At 59.6% G+C, this 15639-nt stretch carries 17 protein-coding genes and 1 pseudogene; 12 read left to right on the forward strand and 6 right to left on the reverse strand.

Translation table 11 applies throughout. The annotated features are described in order from the left end of the window. Positions 1-7: 7 nt before the first annotated feature. Complete coding sequence (locus ACIU1A_RS03030; RefSeq protein ID WP_404926561.1) at positions 8-388, reverse strand: hypothetical protein; 381 nt, start codon at positions 386-388, stop codon at positions 8-10. After that, positions 388-975 carry a hypothetical protein gene (locus ACIU1A_RS03035; protein ID WP_404926562.1) on the reverse strand — a complete coding sequence of 196 codons (588 nt, stop codon included), beginning with the start codon at positions 973-975 and terminating at the stop codon, positions 388-390. Before ACIU1A_RS03035 ends, ACIU1A_RS03030 begins: the two co-directional genes overlap by 1 nt. Positions 976-1074: 99 nt before the next feature. On the opposite strand from ACIU1A_RS03035, the gene ACIU1A_RS03040 reads away from it, so the two are divergent. Next, positions 1075-1368: a hypothetical protein gene (locus ACIU1A_RS03040; RefSeq protein WP_404926563.1), complete on the forward strand. Its 294-nt coding sequence runs from the start codon at positions 1075-1077 to the stop codon at positions 1366-1368. A gap of 87 nt (positions 1369-1455) precedes the next feature. Here ACIU1A_RS03040 and ACIU1A_RS03045 read toward each other — a convergent pair whose 3' ends face one another. Both ACIU1A_RS03045 and ACIU1A_RS03050 read right to left on the reverse strand, forming a co-directional pair. Further along, positions 1456-1782, reverse strand: coding sequence for a DUF6804 family protein (locus ACIU1A_RS03045; RefSeq protein WP_404926564.1), 327 nt, complete (start codon positions 1780-1782; stop codon positions 1456-1458). Between the two features lie 634 nt (positions 1783-2416). Then, positions 2417-2866, reverse strand: a complete 450-nt coding sequence (locus ACIU1A_RS03050; RefSeq protein WP_140734898.1) for a MucR family transcriptional regulator — start codon at positions 2864-2866, stop codon at positions 2417-2419. Positions 2867-3359: 493 nt separating this feature from the next. Between ACIU1A_RS03050 and ACIU1A_RS03055 the strand changes: the two genes are divergently transcribed. The 4 genes from ACIU1A_RS03055 to ACIU1A_RS03070 all read left to right on the forward strand — a co-directional run bounded on the left by ACIU1A_RS03055 (position 3360) and on the right by ACIU1A_RS03070 (position 6103). Further along, entirely contained in the window at positions 3360-3581 is a 222-nt protein-coding gene (locus tag ACIU1A_RS03055) for a hypothetical protein (protein WP_404926565.1), read from the forward strand. Between the two features lie 171 nt (positions 3582-3752). Then, a complete protein-coding gene (locus ACIU1A_RS03060) occupies positions 3753-3959 on the forward strand; it encodes a hypothetical protein (RefSeq protein WP_404926566.1) in 207 nt (68 codons plus the stop codon). Positions 3960-4746: 787 nt separating this feature from the next. Next, a complete protein-coding gene (locus tag ACIU1A_RS03065; RefSeq protein ID WP_404926567.1) occupies positions 4747-4932 on the forward strand; it encodes a hypothetical protein in 186 nt (61 codons plus the stop codon). A gap of 301 nt (positions 4933-5233) precedes the next feature. Then, positions 5234-6103 (forward strand): class I SAM-dependent methyltransferase, encoded by an 870-nt coding sequence (locus ACIU1A_RS03070; protein WP_404926568.1) that lies wholly within the window; start codon positions 5234-5236, stop codon positions 6101-6103. Between the two features lie 52 nt (positions 6104-6155). Here the strand turns inward: ACIU1A_RS03070 and ACIU1A_RS03075 are convergent, their stop codons facing one another. Beyond that, the gene (locus ACIU1A_RS03075) at positions 6156-6389 is read right to left on the reverse strand and encodes a transcriptional regulator (RefSeq protein ID WP_404926569.1); all 234 of its coding nucleotides are present in this window, start codon (positions 6387-6389) and stop codon (positions 6156-6158) included. Positions 6390-6610: 221 nt separating this feature from the next. Here ACIU1A_RS03075 and ACIU1A_RS03080 point away from each other — a divergent pair. Then, a pseudogene (locus ACIU1A_RS03080) lies at positions 6611-7738 on the forward strand (tyrosine-type recombinase/integrase); the annotation flags it as partial. Positions 7739-7860: 122 nt separating this feature from the next. Here the strand turns inward: ACIU1A_RS03080 and ACIU1A_RS03085 are convergent. Continuing rightward, positions 7861-8097: a helix-turn-helix transcriptional regulator gene (locus ACIU1A_RS03085; protein ID WP_404927843.1), complete on the reverse strand. Its 237-nt coding sequence runs from the start codon at positions 8095-8097 to the stop codon at positions 7861-7863. A gap of 1415 nt (positions 8098-9512) precedes the next feature. Here ACIU1A_RS03085 and ACIU1A_RS03090 point away from each other — a divergent pair. Genes ACIU1A_RS03090 through ACIU1A_RS03115 form a run of 6 tightly spaced genes read left to right on the forward strand, consistent with a single transcriptional unit; the run spans position 9513 to position 15606 of the window. Further along, positions 9513-10448 carry a DUF2304 domain-containing protein gene (locus tag ACIU1A_RS03090; RefSeq protein WP_404926570.1) on the forward strand — a complete coding sequence of 312 codons (936 nt, stop codon included), beginning with the start codon at positions 9513-9515 and terminating at the stop codon, positions 10446-10448. A gap of 10 nt (positions 10449-10458) precedes the next feature. Further along, the gene (locus ACIU1A_RS03095) at positions 10459-11208 is read left to right on the forward strand and encodes a M12 family metallopeptidase (protein ID WP_404926571.1); all 750 of its coding nucleotides are present in this window, start codon (positions 10459-10461) and stop codon (positions 11206-11208) included. 5 nt (positions 11209-11213) lie between these two features. Continuing rightward, entirely contained in the window at positions 11214-11810 is a 597-nt protein-coding gene (locus tag ACIU1A_RS03100) for a hypothetical protein (protein ID WP_404926572.1), read from the forward strand. Next, the gene (locus ACIU1A_RS03105; protein ID WP_404926573.1) at positions 11756-12226 is read left to right on the forward strand and encodes a hypothetical protein; all 471 of its coding nucleotides are present in this window, start codon (positions 11756-11758) and stop codon (positions 12224-12226) included. The genes ACIU1A_RS03100 and ACIU1A_RS03105 overlap by 55 nt, the downstream gene beginning before the upstream one ends. A gap of 12 nt (positions 12227-12238) precedes the next feature. Further along, positions 12239-13810: a hypothetical protein gene (locus ACIU1A_RS03110; protein ID WP_404926574.1), complete on the forward strand. Its 1572-nt coding sequence runs from the start codon at positions 12239-12241 to the stop codon at positions 13808-13810. A 14-nt stretch (positions 13811-13824) separates the two neighbouring features. After that, complete coding sequence (locus ACIU1A_RS03115; RefSeq protein WP_404926575.1) at positions 13825-15606, forward strand: M23 family metallopeptidase; 1782 nt, start codon at positions 13825-13827, stop codon at positions 15604-15606. Positions 15607-15639 lie beyond the last annotated feature (33 nt).

Raw genomic sequence — 15639 nt, forward strand, 5'->3', positions numbered from 1 at the left:
CTTGCCCCTAGTTGCGCAGGATCTCGGGAACGCTCAGCGGTCCAAGATCGAGGATGCGCTTATATTCGCCAGTGCGGCGCCAGACACCCCGGATCTTCCCACCCTCTCGATCGCGTTTCGGATCGAACACGTCGCCCCAAAAATGGTCAAGGAACGCCTTCGCCGCGGCGGGGTCGGAAAAGCAGTGGATGCGATAGTTCTCGTATTTGCCGCTCGGCCATATCGCCTGCACGCGCCTTATCTGTGGTTTGACGCCGATGTCCTGGCAGAACTGCGTGATCATGGTCAGGTTCCGGTCCGTGCAGATGTCATCCGGCAAGGCAACCTGGTGCGGCCAATCCCGGTCGATAACCGATGGCGCCGGCGTGACGCGGTTGCGTTTCGGCATCAGTGTGACGTCGGCTTCTCGGTTGCTGCCTCCAGCGCGTTGATTGCGTCGCGCACAGCTTGGCGCTTCGGTTCGATGGGCTCATCCGGGCGGAGATGGGAATGGGAGAGGGCGGTAAAAGCCACTGACAGGTCGCAAATCAGATCGCGAATTGAAAGCTGGTCGACGACCTCGGCAGCAACCCGCCAAGCCAAAACGGCGTCATCCCCGTTTAACGTATCCTTCCCATCTTGCTCGAGCTGTTCGCGAAGCATTGCCAGCGCTGTCGAACGGTCGGCGAGTTGCGTCTCGGGATCGGTCAGCAACTCCAGACTTACCGAGATGGGCTTGCGGTTCTCCGGCCAGCCGTCACAACAGGCGTCCAATGCTGCCGCATGGGCTCGCCCCCAAGCACTTGCGGCGCGGGACGCCGAATAGTCAGGGCCATCTTTGGGCGGACCGTTGATGTCCCAACCTTCAACAACGAAGGCACCGTAAGCGGCTTCCTCGCCAGTGAAACCAGCGCGTTCTAGCGCTTCCTCTGCCGCCGCTAAGCCTCGCGATATTTCCTCGGGCGATGCGCCCGGAACTGACAGAACGAGGTCCATGTCATCCTCCTGTGGCTATCCTGCCGACAGTGAACGAAAAGAGAACATTGGAGTCAAGCCCCTCTTGACGCGGCAGGAATATGTTCCTCATTCGTCAGCATGGCGCACGATCCGATCGACACGCTGGGCAAGGCGACCCGGCACAATATGCTCGTCAAGGCGGAATGCAGCTGCGGTAACGTCCGCTACTGCCGTTCAGCCGACTTGATGATGGTCTACGGCGGTGGCATCGAACCGCTGTCGCTGAAGTTCGATTGCAGCCGGTGCAAGCCGCAGGTGACGATCACCCTGCTTGAAGTACACCCCGAGCACCTGCCGAAGCGGCTGATGGTCCACAAGCCGATGAAGGTGGATGGCAAGATCACTTGGCACACCGAGCGGTTTCGGGGATGACGATATCCTGCCGGCGCCCTACGGCTGCTCGTCACATACGTTCCAACCGCGGGAACGACCGGCGCCGCTCACGAGCGTGATGCCCAGCTAACCTCGGTGGCGATATGCGACAATGCCGAACAGAGCGGCGGCCCCGACATTGAGCACGGCCCAGAGTTCGCGTGGCAGATGAACGGGGGCGAACGGGTTGAAGATGGCAGCAGCCCCAAACAGAACCCAGGCCAGATTCTGATTTCCAAGGTTCGACCGCCGCACCATGACGCCGCAATAGATCCCGGCAAAAAAGATCACCACGCGAAGCAATTGATAATACCCAAACGGCCATGGCGCGACGGCCAGCAGGGAGGCAATCGCGACACAGATGCAAACCAGCCGGACCGTACCGGCTGGCGTCGACAGCATTGTTTTCAGCAAAATTCTCTCCCAATCCAGCCTTCAACATCCTTCAACCTGAAGCTTATTGCAAGTGCGATGATGTAGCCTTGTTGAGGGCGTCAATTGATGTTCTATTGAGGCTAGATCTTGGGAGGGGATAATGGGGCAATTCTTTTCAGGCATTTTCGGCCTAGCAATAATGATCGCCACTTTTGGGGGGTGGCTCACTCACCTCAACGTGTGCTTCACAGCAAAACTCTGGGGCTTCTTGATCGCCGGGGCGATATTTTTCCGGTGGGCGTGGTTCACGGCTGGGGGATTTGGTTCGGTTGGTGGTAGCGGCCGCTAACCGGTATTCTTCACGTGCATTCCTGCGAACGCCTTCCAGGCGGAGCGCGACCGCGACTGGAAGCCAACTTTGATCAGAGCAAGCCTGGACGGAACATTAGCTATCGCTAATGGTTGATGTGCGCGGCAGGTGGTGCCCCCCATCGCCTGCCGAAGATCGGCCCCCCGATCGGGCCCGTGTCCTCCGCCAGAGGCGCGGGCTTTCGCTTGCCCAAAGCGAAGCGCCCTAAGCGCTCCCGTCCGTTTCGCTGTCCTCATCGATTTGGCGCACCGGGAGATAGGCGCTGGTCATGGTCCAAAGGCAAAGGGCAGGGGCAGTTTCGCGTCAGGCGACTTTGGCCGTCCGTTTCGCAGGAGCCTTCTTTTGGGGAACCGGCTTCCGCCCAAGCCCAAAAGACTTCGCCAAAGCGGACCGCTGTTCCGCATAGTTCCGCGCCACCATCGGATAGTCATCCGGTAGCTTCCACTTAGCGCGATACTCATCCGGCGTCAGGCCAAGGTTACGAAGGTGGCGCTTCAGCGATTTGAACTTTTTGCCATCATCCAGGCAGATGATGAAATCCGGCGTCACCGACTTCTTCGGATTAACTGCGGGAACCTGCATCTCAACCGCAGGCGCGGCCGTCTTACTCAGACCAGAGAGGGACGCGTGCAGAGATGCGATGAGACTTGGCAATTCGCCGACTGGCACCGGGTTGTTGCTAACATATGCGGCGACAACGTCCGCGGTCAGCTCGGTAAGTGCCGCTGCGCGGTGATCCGCTTCTTCGGTCATGTGTTGGAGGTCCTGTTTCAGCTTAGTCGACTATTATGGTGTGCCGTGCGGAAGCGCAAGACGAGCACAGAGTGCGATTGGTATTACGAGGAGATCACACCGCTCAGTCGAATCCATGCCTTAACCCTTATTCAATGCATCTAATTTAGCATTGATATATGCGCTTCTCCCTTCTGCTTTTTGGCTGGGCGGCATTCTGCTGTTGGGACTTTGCCGCCAACGATGGCCAATTCATCGTTGGGCTTGGTGTGCGAGTTGCCAAGCTAATCCGCTGAGTTGAAGAGACTCTTCCGCTAAGCAGGCATTTCTCTTGGGTTCGCTGCACGGAAGCGGCTGCAAAGTGATAGCGCGCATGCATTAACCCGGCTATCAAGGATAGCGCGTCTGGCCTTGCTTGACTTGCTTAGGTTCGGGCTTTGGATGAGGCCGAGCTGATCTCACTTTCGAAGCAGCCGCTGGGCCGTTAGAACAGTCACGGAACGTAAAGGGCGGCATGAGCACACGCGGTGTCAACTTTCTCGACAAATGGATGGCAAGGCATTTGCCGACCGCCATGATCGATGACCCAATGGCTATAGGCGTTCTCACCGAGCAGGCGATGAAAGCTGCGACCGAGGCCGGCATCAGCTCGGACGAAATAGCTGAAGAGGTCGGGGGTGTCTTCGACGTGATTTCGGAGGCCATGCAGCATCGCTATGGCGGTTCGCCTAACTAGGCGTCAATTGTCGCTTCAGGCTCAAGTGGCTCGTGGTCTGGGGTAGTTCGTGCCGCCTGACCTTGTGCAGGTCGGATTCCGCCCGCTCAGAAATTCTACCAGACATTCCGATCCCGCAGGGGGAACCATTTGTCGGACAAAAACGATGCGGGGGATGTCGGGGACAGTTTAATGGCCAAGCGCGACAAAGCCGGTCACAAAACCATCGCCGACCATCTTCGTGATTTGATACGCAACGAGGACAATCGCCGACAGATACAGAAGGTCTTCGGGTTGGAGGCTGAACCTGCGCTGCCGCCAACGCTAACCTCACTGCTGGACGCCATTGAAGAGGCTCATAAGGGAACCCTAAACCCTCATGGCGCAGCAGAGATTTGACCTCAGGAAGGAACAAGACGGGACCTGGACGGTGTTCGATGTGTTCACCGGGCAGCCGGCTGATGTGTATGGCACACCCGCCGAAGGTCTCGAAAGAGTATGCCGACGATTTGGTCGATCTCCTGAATGCTGCCGACCTGAAACGTAGGGCGGCCCGAGGTGACCTTTAATGGCCCTCCACTGGTTCACCCCACCGGTCCCTGTCAGCGGCGAGCACTCAGGCATGATGTATATAGTCAGCAATGTCGAGGCAGCATCCGAACATCTCCTCATATGGACCAAGCGTGGTCCTAAGTGGAACCAGGCGGTGCGCAAAATGCATGAACGCACTGGTTGACCAGGCGACACCTCAAGAGGCGAGAAGATGCTTCAGGCTGGCTATCGAGGCGGGTAAGCTGCGCCCTCCTCATGAAGGGGATGACTAAAGAAGGAAGAGACCGCCGTCCTCGTCGATTTGTCGCATCATCTTCTTGACGACCGTTCCCTCCGCTTTACACTGAGGCATGACGTCGGATCAAAAGAGGACTGCGGTCGTCATAGCCATTATTGCCGCCATGGCTGCGGTCTTAGGGCTTTTCGTCTGGGCTATCATCCAAAATTCCGGGGGATACCGGCCCAACGCGCAATCCAGCGGTAGTGTCAAAGCCGCCCTGACGGTGATGATTTTCCAAGGTGCAGCTTGACGATCTAGGAAATGTTCCTTATTCGTTCTCATGGCGCACGATCCGATCGACACGCAGGGCAAGGCGACCCGGCACAACATGCTCGTCAAGGCGGAATGCAGTTGATGATGGTCTATGGCGGTGGCGTCGATCCGCTGAAGCGCAAATTCGATTGCAGCCGGTGCAAGCCGCAGGTGACGATCACGCTGCTTGAAGTGCATCCGGAGCACCTGCCGAAGCGGCTGATGATCCATAAGCCGATGAAGGTCAACGGCAAGATCACCTGGCACACCGAGCGATTTCGGGAGTGATCAGCATGGGCGTAAATGGTTGCAAGTCAAATAGCCTACACTTTGCAGTGTCATGTCCAATTGGCCCCCTTGGATTAGTCCGGCTACCACATTTTGATATGGTGCCAGGACCCTGTTGAGGCCTTAACTTTGCCTGTCCGGCACCTTGGATTTCTACCGGCCGATCCTGTGTTTGTGCAGGGTGACACGCGCTAGCTTGGGCTGCGAAACTCAATCGTCCTCGCAATGCTGCCCGCCTGCGTATTCAGAAATCCGTGAACAATCGCATACTGACGCGGGGGCGGCAGGAGAATGCGACCTCATGAAGAATTTTCAAACGTCGATGCCCCTGACGGGAAAGCCGACAGGAAAAAAGAGCAAAGCGGAACTTCAAGCGGCTGTTGAACGTCTCGCACCGTTTCATCACGCCATCGACTTGCCTTACGGCTTGAGCACCTACGTGCCGGCCGCATCTCGTCAAGATCGAGAACGGACGAGAATGCAAAACCTTCTCGATCACGCATGGCCGAGTATTCTGGCCGCCTGCGGAGGATCATTGGCAGGCAAACGGGTTCTTGACGTAGCATGCAACTGCGGTGGTTTTTCTGTTCATGCGGCAAAAGCAGGTGCGAAATCTGTGCTCGGGATCGACATTGATCCCCACTATATCGAACAAGCGAACTTGGTAAAGGAAGCGGTAGACCTCCACAATTTGGATTTCCAACAACTTGATCTGATGGAACTTGATCCGTCCAAACACGGTGAGTTCGACCTAATCCTGTTCTTCGGAATTCTATACCACTTGGAGAACCCCGTTTTAAGCCTCAAACGTATCTCAGCCGTGGCAAGCAACGTCTTGGCAGTTGATACCACTTTGATGAAGGTGCCGATCATAAACAGGATACTGGATCGCTGGCCGATGTGGCACATGCGCAGGGTTGCCGAGGTCGATGCCACAGCAAGCAACATTACGACCTCGCGCTGGCGCCCAGAGGAATTTTGTCAGTTTTCCCCCAATTCACGCGCTGTCACCAGCTTGCTGGAATATTCTGGATTTGCCGGAATTGAACGTCTCAAGCCGACTAAAGCCGGGCTCGAGAAACGCTACTATAATGGGCGACGGGCAACTTTCATTGCTGTAAAATATCGCGCTAGCTACCCCGGTGTCAGGCTTGCCCACACGAGCGGGTGACAGACACCGACCGGTGATCAGCGAAGCAGGCGTCAGCTCAGGCCCATCAAGCTCATGGGTTCGTCTTCAGCCTCACGCCCGCGCCGCCACCGTTGGCGTCGATGAAGACCACGCCGGCGCGCTCGCACGTCTTCGCAATACGACGAGGGTCGCCTGCTGCGGCTCTGACCGGCCTGACTCGAAGTTGCGGATGGTCGCGTTGCCAATCTTTCGACGCGTCTGCAAGCTCCTGCTGAGACCAGTTAAGAAGAACACGGGCAGCGCGGCATTGGGCTGGTTTCATCATGAGGACACCCTGTCGCGCCGTTACGTTATCCGCTCGTCCTAGCGAAATCGATTGTGCCAGTTCAACAACCGCATATCGTTACCAATAGCGATAATCGCTAATAAGGGAGCTATCTACATGCCGAACACCGCTGTTTGGGCTGCCGCCGAAGGCTTGCCCAATGACAATCGCCGCCGCTTCTGCTTGGCCTCGCCGCTGCTTCAACCGCTGCTGCTGCCGCCAACGGCCGTCGCGAGACCGTGACGCTCGGCCAATACGGACCGGACGGTGTAACCCTCGCCCGGGCGCGAGAATTGTGTCTCGATGCGCGTCGCATGGTCGGGGAAGGAATCTCGCCCGCGCAGGAGAAGCAGCGACAGAAGCGCCGCCTGAAGGAAGCCAAGAGCTTCGGTGAGTTCGGGGAGGGTTGGTTCAAGGAAGCGCGGATGGCCGACAGCACACGCGCTATGCGCCGGGCGATTTTCGACCGCGACACTGTGCCGACCTGGAGAAACCGGCTCCTCAAGGAGATCACGCCGGAGGACCTTCGGGCGCTTTGCGCGAAAGTGAAGGACCGAGGAGCACCGGCCACCGCCATCCACGTCCGCGACATCGTCAAGCAGATCTTCGCGTTCGCTATCCTGCATGGCGAGAAAGTGCCGAATCCGGCCGAGGACGTCGGTCCTGCCTCGATCGCGACTTTTGTGCCGAAAGACCGTGCCCTCTCGCCAACTGAAATCCGGATCACGCTGAAGCAGCTCGAGCACGTCCCGACGCTGCCCACGATCCGCTTGGGCTTGCGGCTGATCCTGCTGACCATGGTTCGAAAGAGCGAGCTGCAGGATGCAGTCTGGGATGAGGTCGATTTCGAGAACGCGGTGTGGAGCATACCCAAAGAACGGATGAAGCGCTCCAAGCCCCACAATGTCTATCTAGCCCGTCAGGCCATCGACATCATGATCGCGCTCAAAACCTGCGCAGGGAATTCACGCTATCTCCTACCGTCGCGCTACGATGCCGACGCGCCGATGTCCCGCGCCACGTTCAACCGCATCACCACCGCTGTGGCCGTGCGAGCCAAGGAGCAGGGTCTGCCCCTGGAGCCGTTCACCGTGCACGACCTGCGCAGAACCGGATCGACCCTACTCAACGAGTTGGGCTTCAATCGCGACTGGATCGAGAAATGCCTGGCCCATGAGGAGGGAAAATCCTCCCGCGGCGTCTACAACAAGGCCGAGTATGAGCAGCAGCGCCGTCACATGCTCCAAGAATGGGCCGACGTCGTCGACGCTTGGGTAGACGGCCGGACGCACCAGCCGACGCTCTATCCTCCGACCATGCAGCTGATCGCACCGGAAGCCAAGATCTAGCGAGCGAAAGCACGCGTCCGGGACCGGAGCCGGAATCACCGCGAAAATATCGCCAGGAGCGCCGCTGACGTTGCCATTGTCCCGATGATCGCTCGCTGGCGCCCACCGGTCCCGACGCCCTCTTAATGTCGAACAGGTCTTGTTTTCCGCTGGCGCACGTCAGGCCACGGAGCACGTTTGATCATCGCCGCATCTGAGGCTCGGCGTCGCTCCTCGACCCAGGCTTCAACTTCCGCTAGATCCCAAACAACGCAGCGCGGAGTCAGATGGAAACGTCGAGGAAATTCGCCCCGCTGCTCCATCTCGTAAATCGTGGTGTCCGCCAGAGGAACAATCTTGCGAAGTTCCGGCCGCCGGATTGTTTGCTTTGGCGATTTGGGCTGGGGCCATGAGGTGCCAGAGGTCGCAGTGTCAGCGGATGATGCACTATTCGATGGCTCCAGCACGTCCAAACTATGCACCTTGATGTTGGCCTTTCCAGTCATGGCGATTTCCCAAGTCAGCAACCTGTCGTGGAGGCTGACCACTTTGGACAGAGAATGGAAGAGGCGTCGTCTGCGCGGTGAGGAACGAACGGCTCCGGCCCGCAAATCGGACAACTGGCAATCTCGCGAGGGCGTCGCCCAGCCCATGTCGGGGGTTCGAGTCGCTGGACCGCTACAGCGCCAGACCCACTACCCAAGATAGTGGGTTTAGGGTGGTAGCGGGAGACCGCTACATCGCCAGACCCACTATCGAAGACGCGTTCTTCCACTATCGCCGGCATGCGGCGTAGCTGCAAACTGCGGTTCTGGGGTCAGGAGTTCGAGATCTCTTCGGGCGCGCCACAATTTCAAGGACTTAGCAGGACACCGCAGACTACCGAGAAGAATTGCGAGGGATTCTTCTCTCGAGAGCCTGTCCGACGAGATCCTGGGGCTGACGAAGATGAAACTGGAACAACACGCACATTGACGGTCGGCTGCCGATCACGCTGGAATGCGCCAGGAAGATCAGAGATATCATGAAATACGTCAACCCGACGGAGAAGCCGCAGGTCAGTTAGGCGTGAACGCAGGATAGAGGCCCAGTGAGTAAGCCAATGGAATATGAGGCGGACTACACCAAGATTGCTGCGATACCGACTACCTACAGTGGCGTCGTTTTCCGTTCCCGCTTAGAGGCGCGCTGGGCAGCCTTCTTTGACCTTTGCGGATGGGTTTGGGCTTATGAGCCAATGCCCCTTGATGGCTGGCTGCCCGACTTTCTGATTAGGACTAGCGCCTGCGATGTGCTTGCGGAGGTCAAACTAACCTGCCGCCGACAATTTTTTCCACCCCTGAGTAGTCTCCGGTTGCACAAGAGACAAGTTATAAAAAAACGAAAATAGGCCTGTACAGGGCCAGAATCTAAAGTAAGGTTGTAATATATTGTGGGTTGTGGGTTGGCGACGCGTGGCTGCCACGCTTGGCGAGGATGGGCCTGTGGATGGCTCAAACATCATAGTGGCTATGTTGCCTGAACTGGGCGCGGCATCGATCGGTGCCGTCGTGACCCTGATCGTTGTGGATCGCATAATACTCGGGCGGCCGGTCGGCACAAAGACGAGGCTGCGTTTCGCAGCCTGGGCCACCACGCTGGCAACAGGGGTAGCAATCGAGACCGCTCTATTCGCCGGCTTCGGCGCACTGGCTTTGCTGAGTACTGGCGCAGTCATGGGCGGTCTCGCGCGAATGGCTATGATGAGGGCTTTGCAAGACCAACCTTGAGGTTGAACGGTGAGCGGGGACGGAGCATGGACTGGAAGATCGCGGGCGCACTGGCATTCGGCCTCGTGCTTGGCTGGAACGTTTATTTCGTCAACCGGTACCGCCGTGGTGATATCAGTTTTGGCGACCTAGCGACGCTGCTCGGCGTGGTCGGTGGCGCGGCAGTGCTATCGCTTTTTCCCAACAATACCGACCTGTTCGGCGCTTACGGTGTGGGACTCGGCGTCGGTTTTTTCGCTTACTTCGCCAGCTTGGTGGCTATGGTGAAGGTCTCGCCAAATTTCGATTCCGACTGGTTCCTCGACGGTCGGCGCAAGAACCCGGCTGACGGCTATGGATACGGGACGGATGCACGCCCGACGTTGGCACCGATGGCCCCCGATCCGGCGCGACTCGCGCAGTTGCCGGGCGCGCCGCCTGTCACGATAAACTTCCACGGCAACAACCCAGGCGAGGCGTCCATGGTCCGGACTGTCGGCCAGTTGGAGACACTTTCCGCGCCCAACCCGGACGCGATGCGTGTACAGCAGGTCTGCGCCGAAACCTGGTCGCAAGCGGGGCCGAATGGTCCGTTCCGCGATGCAAGCCACCGGTACGCGATCGAGGTCGCCCATCGTCTGGGAGTCAACGTTTCGGGCTCGGCCGATCAGATTCTCGACAGCATCGCAGGCAACGCATCCTGGAGGGCGTTGCCCGAAGCTGCGGCGGCGCGTGAAGCCGCCTTGCAGGGAAAGCTCGTCATCGCCGGCGTCAGGTCAAACGCCGGCACGCCGCCAAGGATGGAAGGGCAACTCGCGGTGGTCACCGGCGGGCCGATGAACGCCGGCGGATGGGCGCCGGCAGGCTACTGGGGCAGTTCCGATCCTGCCATTGCTGCTCTTGGCGGGACCGGCGCGCCGATCAGCGGCTGCTTCAGGGCGGGTCTCAAGGACCAGATCATCTATTTCTGCCGTGACATTTGAGGTTGCCGCCATGTCTGCAACCGACACGACCGTCCATGACCACCGCTTCTGCTCCAGCCTCGAGGACGCAGACTTCCAGCCGCCTAGCGCCACTGGCTTCAATGCGCGCGCCGCATTGCTCAACGCAGCTTTCTGGGGGCGCGGCGTCAAGTTGCGCGTCTCCTTCATGGAGGGTGCACCCGATCTGCAGCGGCGCGTCGCGGCGCTTGCCCAAGCTTGGCCCGACGAGACCGGCGCAAACTTCAGCTTCGAGTTCTGGATTGACAACGGTCGCGAGCCTGCCGGGGGCGACATCCGCATCACCTTCCAGCCAGGAATGGGCAGCTTCTCCAGGCTCGGCCGCTTCGCCCAGGCGGTCGACCGCACACAGCGCACGATGAATCTCGGCTGGATGACCATGGCCCTTCCCGAGGCCGACGCGCGTGCCGTCGTGCTGCATGAATTTGGCCATGCGCTGGGCTTGGTCCACGAGCACATGAACCCGGCCCAGTCCATCGACTGGAACAAGGAGAAGGTGCGCGAAGACATGCGGGCCTCGCAAGGCTGGAGCGACGACAAGATCGACGCCAACATGTTCCATCGGTACGACAAGAGCGAAGTCTTCGGCACCGATGTCGATCCGACATCGATCATGATGTATCCCATCCCGACCGGCTGGACGAAGAACGGCTTTACGGTCGGCTTCAACACTGCACTCAGCGCGGTCGACAAGGCCCTGATCCGCAAGGCCTACGGTGTGCGCCCGGTGTTTGGTGGGTAAGCGCCATGCCAGACCAGGCTATTGTCGTCGGCATCGGCAGCTATCCGACGTTCGGGGCGGACGGCAATTCGCCGAACGACCTGCCAGGTGCGGTGGAGGATGCCAAGGCCGTTGCGGACTGGCTGGTCAATATCGCAAAGGCCGATGTGACGCTAATCACCTCCACTGGCATCAACGGAGCGCCATGGATGGTGACCAATCTCATTGCCGCCCGTCCCGTTACGTCGGACCTCGACGCGGCCTTCGTCCCCTTCGTCACATCTACGGCACCGAAGGTCGCCGAGCGGCTCTACGTCTACACCGCCGGCCATGGGCTGGCGCCAGACGCGCGGTCACGGTGCCTAATCACGGCGGATGCTAGGGGCATAGGCTGGGTGCCGAACCTGGAGATTCCAGCTTGGATCGACTGGTTCGCCAACCAGAGTCATTTCGACGAACTGGCGCTGTGGATGGATTGCTGCGGTACGCAGGCGCTCGAATATACGCGCACCAAGCCGGCGGGTCTCGCCAACATTGCGAGCCGTCCTCCCCGCCGGCCAGGGTGTTCATGGCGTTCGCCTCGGGCTTCGGGCGCAACTCCTATGAAGGGCCAATCGGAATAAACGGCGAGGTGCGGGGCCTCTTCACCGACCGCCTGCTCAAAGGTTTGAACGGCGCGGCCGCCGACGCCAATGGCGAGGTGCGCTCGAAGTCGCTAGCCAACTTCCTGCGCAATGGCACGTTTAACGGTCCGGGCGGCGAGGACCAATTCGCCACGGTGCCGCAGGAAGAGGACATGCTGTTTGCGATCCGACTGCATCCGACGTATCGAATCCGGCCTAGGCGCCCCGACGGATCGCTTGCGCCGGACGGCACAGTGCTCACACTGACCAACCCGCCCGGGCCACTATCGAAGACCGCTACGGTCAACCAGGGATGGGCGAACTTTCCGCTGGGTGTCGGCCTCTACAAGCTGAGTGGAGACGGGGTGGAGCGCCTCATCGAGATCGGGGCCACCACCCCGGCCGACTACGAATAGGAAGGCTGCACGATGCCGCAGCTCGACGTCTACACCAACAATGACGCTGAAGTGTTCGTCTTGAACGCGGCGCTGAGTCGCGTGGCGCGGTCCGTCGGATCCTTTAGCGACAACCTCAGCCCCGGGCTCTACAAGATCAGGGTTAGCCGGGCAGGGACGTTCCAAGAGCAACTGGTAGAGCTGAGCGGCAACCCCCAACAGCATTCCATGTTCATCGACCGATTTTCCGCCGTCGCCCCAATCGGGCCAATGCTCTCCGATGTCGGGCGGGTCGAGAGCCTGGCACGCGCGGCGCTCGAAAGGCTTACCGGGCCCAGGCTTCTGGTGCTTGCCCACCAAAGCGCCAACAACGCCGACCACCGCAGACCCTTCCAGGGAGCGCGCATTTTCCCGTGGCGTGCCACACGGGATGCCGTCCGGTTGGACGGGCCGCCCCCGACCACCGCGGTCATCGACAGTGAGCTGTGGGCGGCGGTTGCGGTCGAGGCCAATGCCGCAGACGGGCCTTTCGTCCTGGAACTCAGCCGCGCGGGTGAGGTTGCGCGCCAAGCGGTTCTGGTGGCTACGGACTGGCAGACACGCATCTTCCTGCGGGCGAGCAATGACGACAGGCCGCGCGCACAGACACCTGCCGCCGGCGCCAGGGAGGCAACCCCGTTCGACGTCTCGATACAGATGGCAAGGCCCACCGCCGACGTCGTCTATTCAGACCATTGGGAGACGGTGGAAGTGGCAAGAAGCGCGCTTGAGCGGGGTAGGGCGATCTTCACCAGCCAGCGGCTGGTGGAAGAACTGCTCTACGAGAAATACGAGAATCCGGTTGCTGGGCTTACGGGATTGCACCTGTTCCTGGACGCCAAGGCACGATCGGAGGCGGGCGACACGGCCTACGATCTCGCGCCCGGCATACAAGCACTGGCGCACGACGAGCGAGAAATTGCCGACGAGGTGCTGGTAAACCTGACGAGGCTGCTGCATCCTGAACGGGCCGCAGCGGCTCAAAAGCAGGCGGACTCCGATGCCGCCCTGAAGCAAGTGCTGGTATATGCCGACCCGGACTGGCCGGAGCCCGCCGACCTCACCGCGCTGCGGTTGAGGGCTGGTCGCTGCAGACAGCAGGTCTTCGTGCCGAGCCCACCGATGTTCCGTGTGAGCTGGGACGTGCTGAAGGCCAATGCCGCGCGCGACGGGTTGACTTGGATCAGTCGGGAGCTGTGGAGCAGCACGGGCGCGGCCGGTTCCGCCGGACCCTACCTTGCCTGGGCGCGCGGCCGCCATTCAGTGAAACGCACGCTGCAGCGTATTAGCGACCAGTTCGCGGACCGGCCGAGACCGGGCGGCTCGCTGCCATTTGTCGTGGGGAATACGGAGGCGGCCATAGCTGGTTCCGATACGGTCCGGGATGACAAGATCACCAATCAGGACGAACTCTCGGGCCTGGAGTCCAGGGCAATCCGGCCGAGCGCGCCGACGCTCGAGTCGATGGTCGCAGGCACTGTCGACAACGCGGCCAAGCTCGAGTTGGCCGCCAGTTTCGGACTGCCCCTTTCGATCCTTCAGAAAGCTCCCGACAAGTTGGGTTAGATGGAGTTTATGCAGTGGCTGAAGAGGAACATTATGCGCCACATCTGTTCGATCCCCGACCTCCCCAGGCGGGGACGCGCCCCTATCCCACGCAGTCGAAGCTGGCGCCGACCGAAAATGACCTCGCCGGGGAATTGCGCGGTTACTACGGGCGACCGGAGTTCAATCCCAAGTCCAGTCGTTTCGGCAAAGTGCGCAGCGGCGGCACTAAGAACCACGGCGGCGTGGATATTTACGCCTCCTATTTGCCGTTTCCGCACGAAACCGCTGTTTATGCAATCTGCGAAGGCAGGGTGGAATTCCTCTACGATAACGAGTCGCCCGACGACATCGGCAACCGCGCCTGGCTATACCCCAAGCATGCACCAAATGACCGCGTGATATTCGGGCACCTCAGTCGCTTCGTCGGCCACGACAGAGGTGTAACGAAAGGTTGTCTGATCGGTTTCGCCGGCTGCAGCGGCAACGCCGACGCGGATCACGAATGCACGACGCTTGGGGTGCTCAACATAAATTCCGGCCATGTCCACATGGCCTATCGGCCGGCAAAAGGGGCCCCCGTCGACCCGCTTGGCAAAGTTGGCTGGTCTCTCCGCTTCGCCGACGTCGAGAAAGCGATCGAGCTGAAAACCTGGACGAACGATGGCAATCTACTGGACAAGCCCGCTCCGCCAGACTTCAAGTTCGGATTACTGCGGACGGATAAAGCGAAGCGAACTGAGCGGATCAAGAAAGCCGATGATCCCAGCCAGCTTCCTGCTCCGTTCGAGACGATTGACTTCGACAATCGAAAAGCAGTGGCCAAGACCGCGAAGTTCTATGAACTAGCCGGGACGCGGCTGGCAACAGCTGAGCCGACGCACCCCAAAGCCAAGTTCAAGCAGTTCGGCATTGCCGATTTCCGCAAATCGCTGGCGGCCCTCAGCATACTGATCGGACGGCTGAACGATATCATCGCGGAGCTTGACGAGATCTCGAAAGTGGCGGCCACAGCGGAAACGCCCTCGGATATCAAGCGCGCGCATACCCGGTCGGCCGAGTTCATGTTCGACGCCATCCGCCTCCTGTGGTTTGCCATGGCCGGCGAGGCGATGTTGCCCGTCGCCAAGGATCCCGGCAAGGTCTACGACAAGGCGAAGAAGGAGTCGGTTCCGGTGCCGGGCGGGCCGTGGGACGGCCATGTGCCGCGGTCGGGCATCGGGCTGTGGGGCAAGAGCATGCTCGTAGCACTCGGCAATGGCCGGGCGGCGCTGCAGGCGAGCTTTCTCAAAGATTTGGTCGACGACACGACGAATCCTGGAAAGAAGAAAATTGTCCCCTACAGCAAATGGACTTTGTCCGTATCGCTCGGAGCCGGCACGTCCTGGCATGCCATTTTCGACGAAAAATTCGAGGCGGAGGTAAGTAAATTACCTGCCGAGACAGCAAAAATATTTAGTAAATATTTTATCGCGGTTTATAATAGTGTTCAGATTGCCAGTAACATCTCGAAGATAATCTGTGACAATGCAAAGATTGTCGACGAACCGGGATTGAAGCGATACTTAAGCAGCATCAAGGTAATGATGAGCGCGCTGGCCGGCGAGGCGGAAGAGCCTGGCGAGGCTAGGAAGCTGCAGTCAGCGCTCGAGGAGATCGGGAAGAAGGACGATCTGATCCTGACCCTGCTGGCAATGATCGCGAAGACGGCGGGCGACGCGGCTAGGCAGGCCGCGAAGTGTCTGGATCCCAAAGAGAAGCAACTCGATCGGATCCGCAGCGCTTACGACATGATTTGGATCGAACCATCGGAATAGCGGAAGCGAGCCGGCGCGGCGATGCACGGCTTT

This window comes from Mesorhizobium maamorense (genome assembly GCF_044998965.1).
GTDB lineage: Bacteria > Pseudomonadota > Alphaproteobacteria > Rhizobiales > Rhizobiaceae > Mesorhizobium.

Excerpts from the sequence above, each read along its gene's own strand:
- ACIU1A_RS03030 (WP_404926561.1), bottom strand. The coding sequence starts at position 388 with ATGCCGAAACGCAACCGCGTCACGCCGGCGCCATCGGTTATCGACCGG.
- ACIU1A_RS03035 (WP_404926562.1), bottom strand. The coding sequence starts at position 975 with ATGGACCTCGTTCTGTCAGTTCCGGGCGCATCGCCCGAGGAAATATCG.
- ACIU1A_RS03040 (WP_404926563.1), top strand. The coding sequence starts at position 1,075 with ATGGCGCACGATCCGATCGACACGCTGGGCAAGGCGACCCGGCACAAT.
- ACIU1A_RS03050 (WP_140734898.1), bottom strand. The coding sequence starts at position 2,866 with ATGACCGAAGAAGCGGATCACCGCGCAGCGGCACTTACCGAGCTGACC.
- ACIU1A_RS03055 (WP_404926565.1), top strand. The coding sequence starts at position 3,360 with ATGAGCACACGCGGTGTCAACTTTCTCGACAAATGGATGGCAAGGCAT.
- ACIU1A_RS03060 (WP_404926566.1), top strand. The coding sequence starts at position 3,753 with ATGGCCAAGCGCGACAAAGCCGGTCACAAAACCATCGCCGACCATCTT.
- ACIU1A_RS03065 (WP_404926567.1), top strand. The coding sequence starts at position 4,747 with ATGATGGTCTATGGCGGTGGCGTCGATCCGCTGAAGCGCAAATTCGAT.
- ACIU1A_RS03070 (WP_404926568.1), top strand. The coding sequence starts at position 5,234 with ATGAAGAATTTTCAAACGTCGATGCCCCTGACGGGAAAGCCGACAGGA.
- ACIU1A_RS03075 (WP_404926569.1), bottom strand. The coding sequence starts at position 6,389 with ATGATGAAACCAGCCCAATGCCGCGCTGCCCGTGTTCTTCTTAACTGG.
- ACIU1A_RS03090 (WP_404926570.1), top strand. The coding sequence starts at position 9,513 with ATGGACTGGAAGATCGCGGGCGCACTGGCATTCGGCCTCGTGCTTGGC.
- ACIU1A_RS03095 (WP_404926571.1), top strand. The coding sequence starts at position 10,459 with ATGTCTGCAACCGACACGACCGTCCATGACCACCGCTTCTGCTCCAGC.
- ACIU1A_RS03100 (WP_404926572.1), top strand. The coding sequence starts at position 11,214 with ATGCCAGACCAGGCTATTGTCGTCGGCATCGGCAGCTATCCGACGTTC.
- ACIU1A_RS03105 (WP_404926573.1), top strand. The coding sequence starts at position 11,756 with ATGGCGTTCGCCTCGGGCTTCGGGCGCAACTCCTATGAAGGGCCAATC.
- ACIU1A_RS03110 (WP_404926574.1), top strand. The coding sequence starts at position 12,239 with ATGCCGCAGCTCGACGTCTACACCAACAATGACGCTGAAGTGTTCGTC.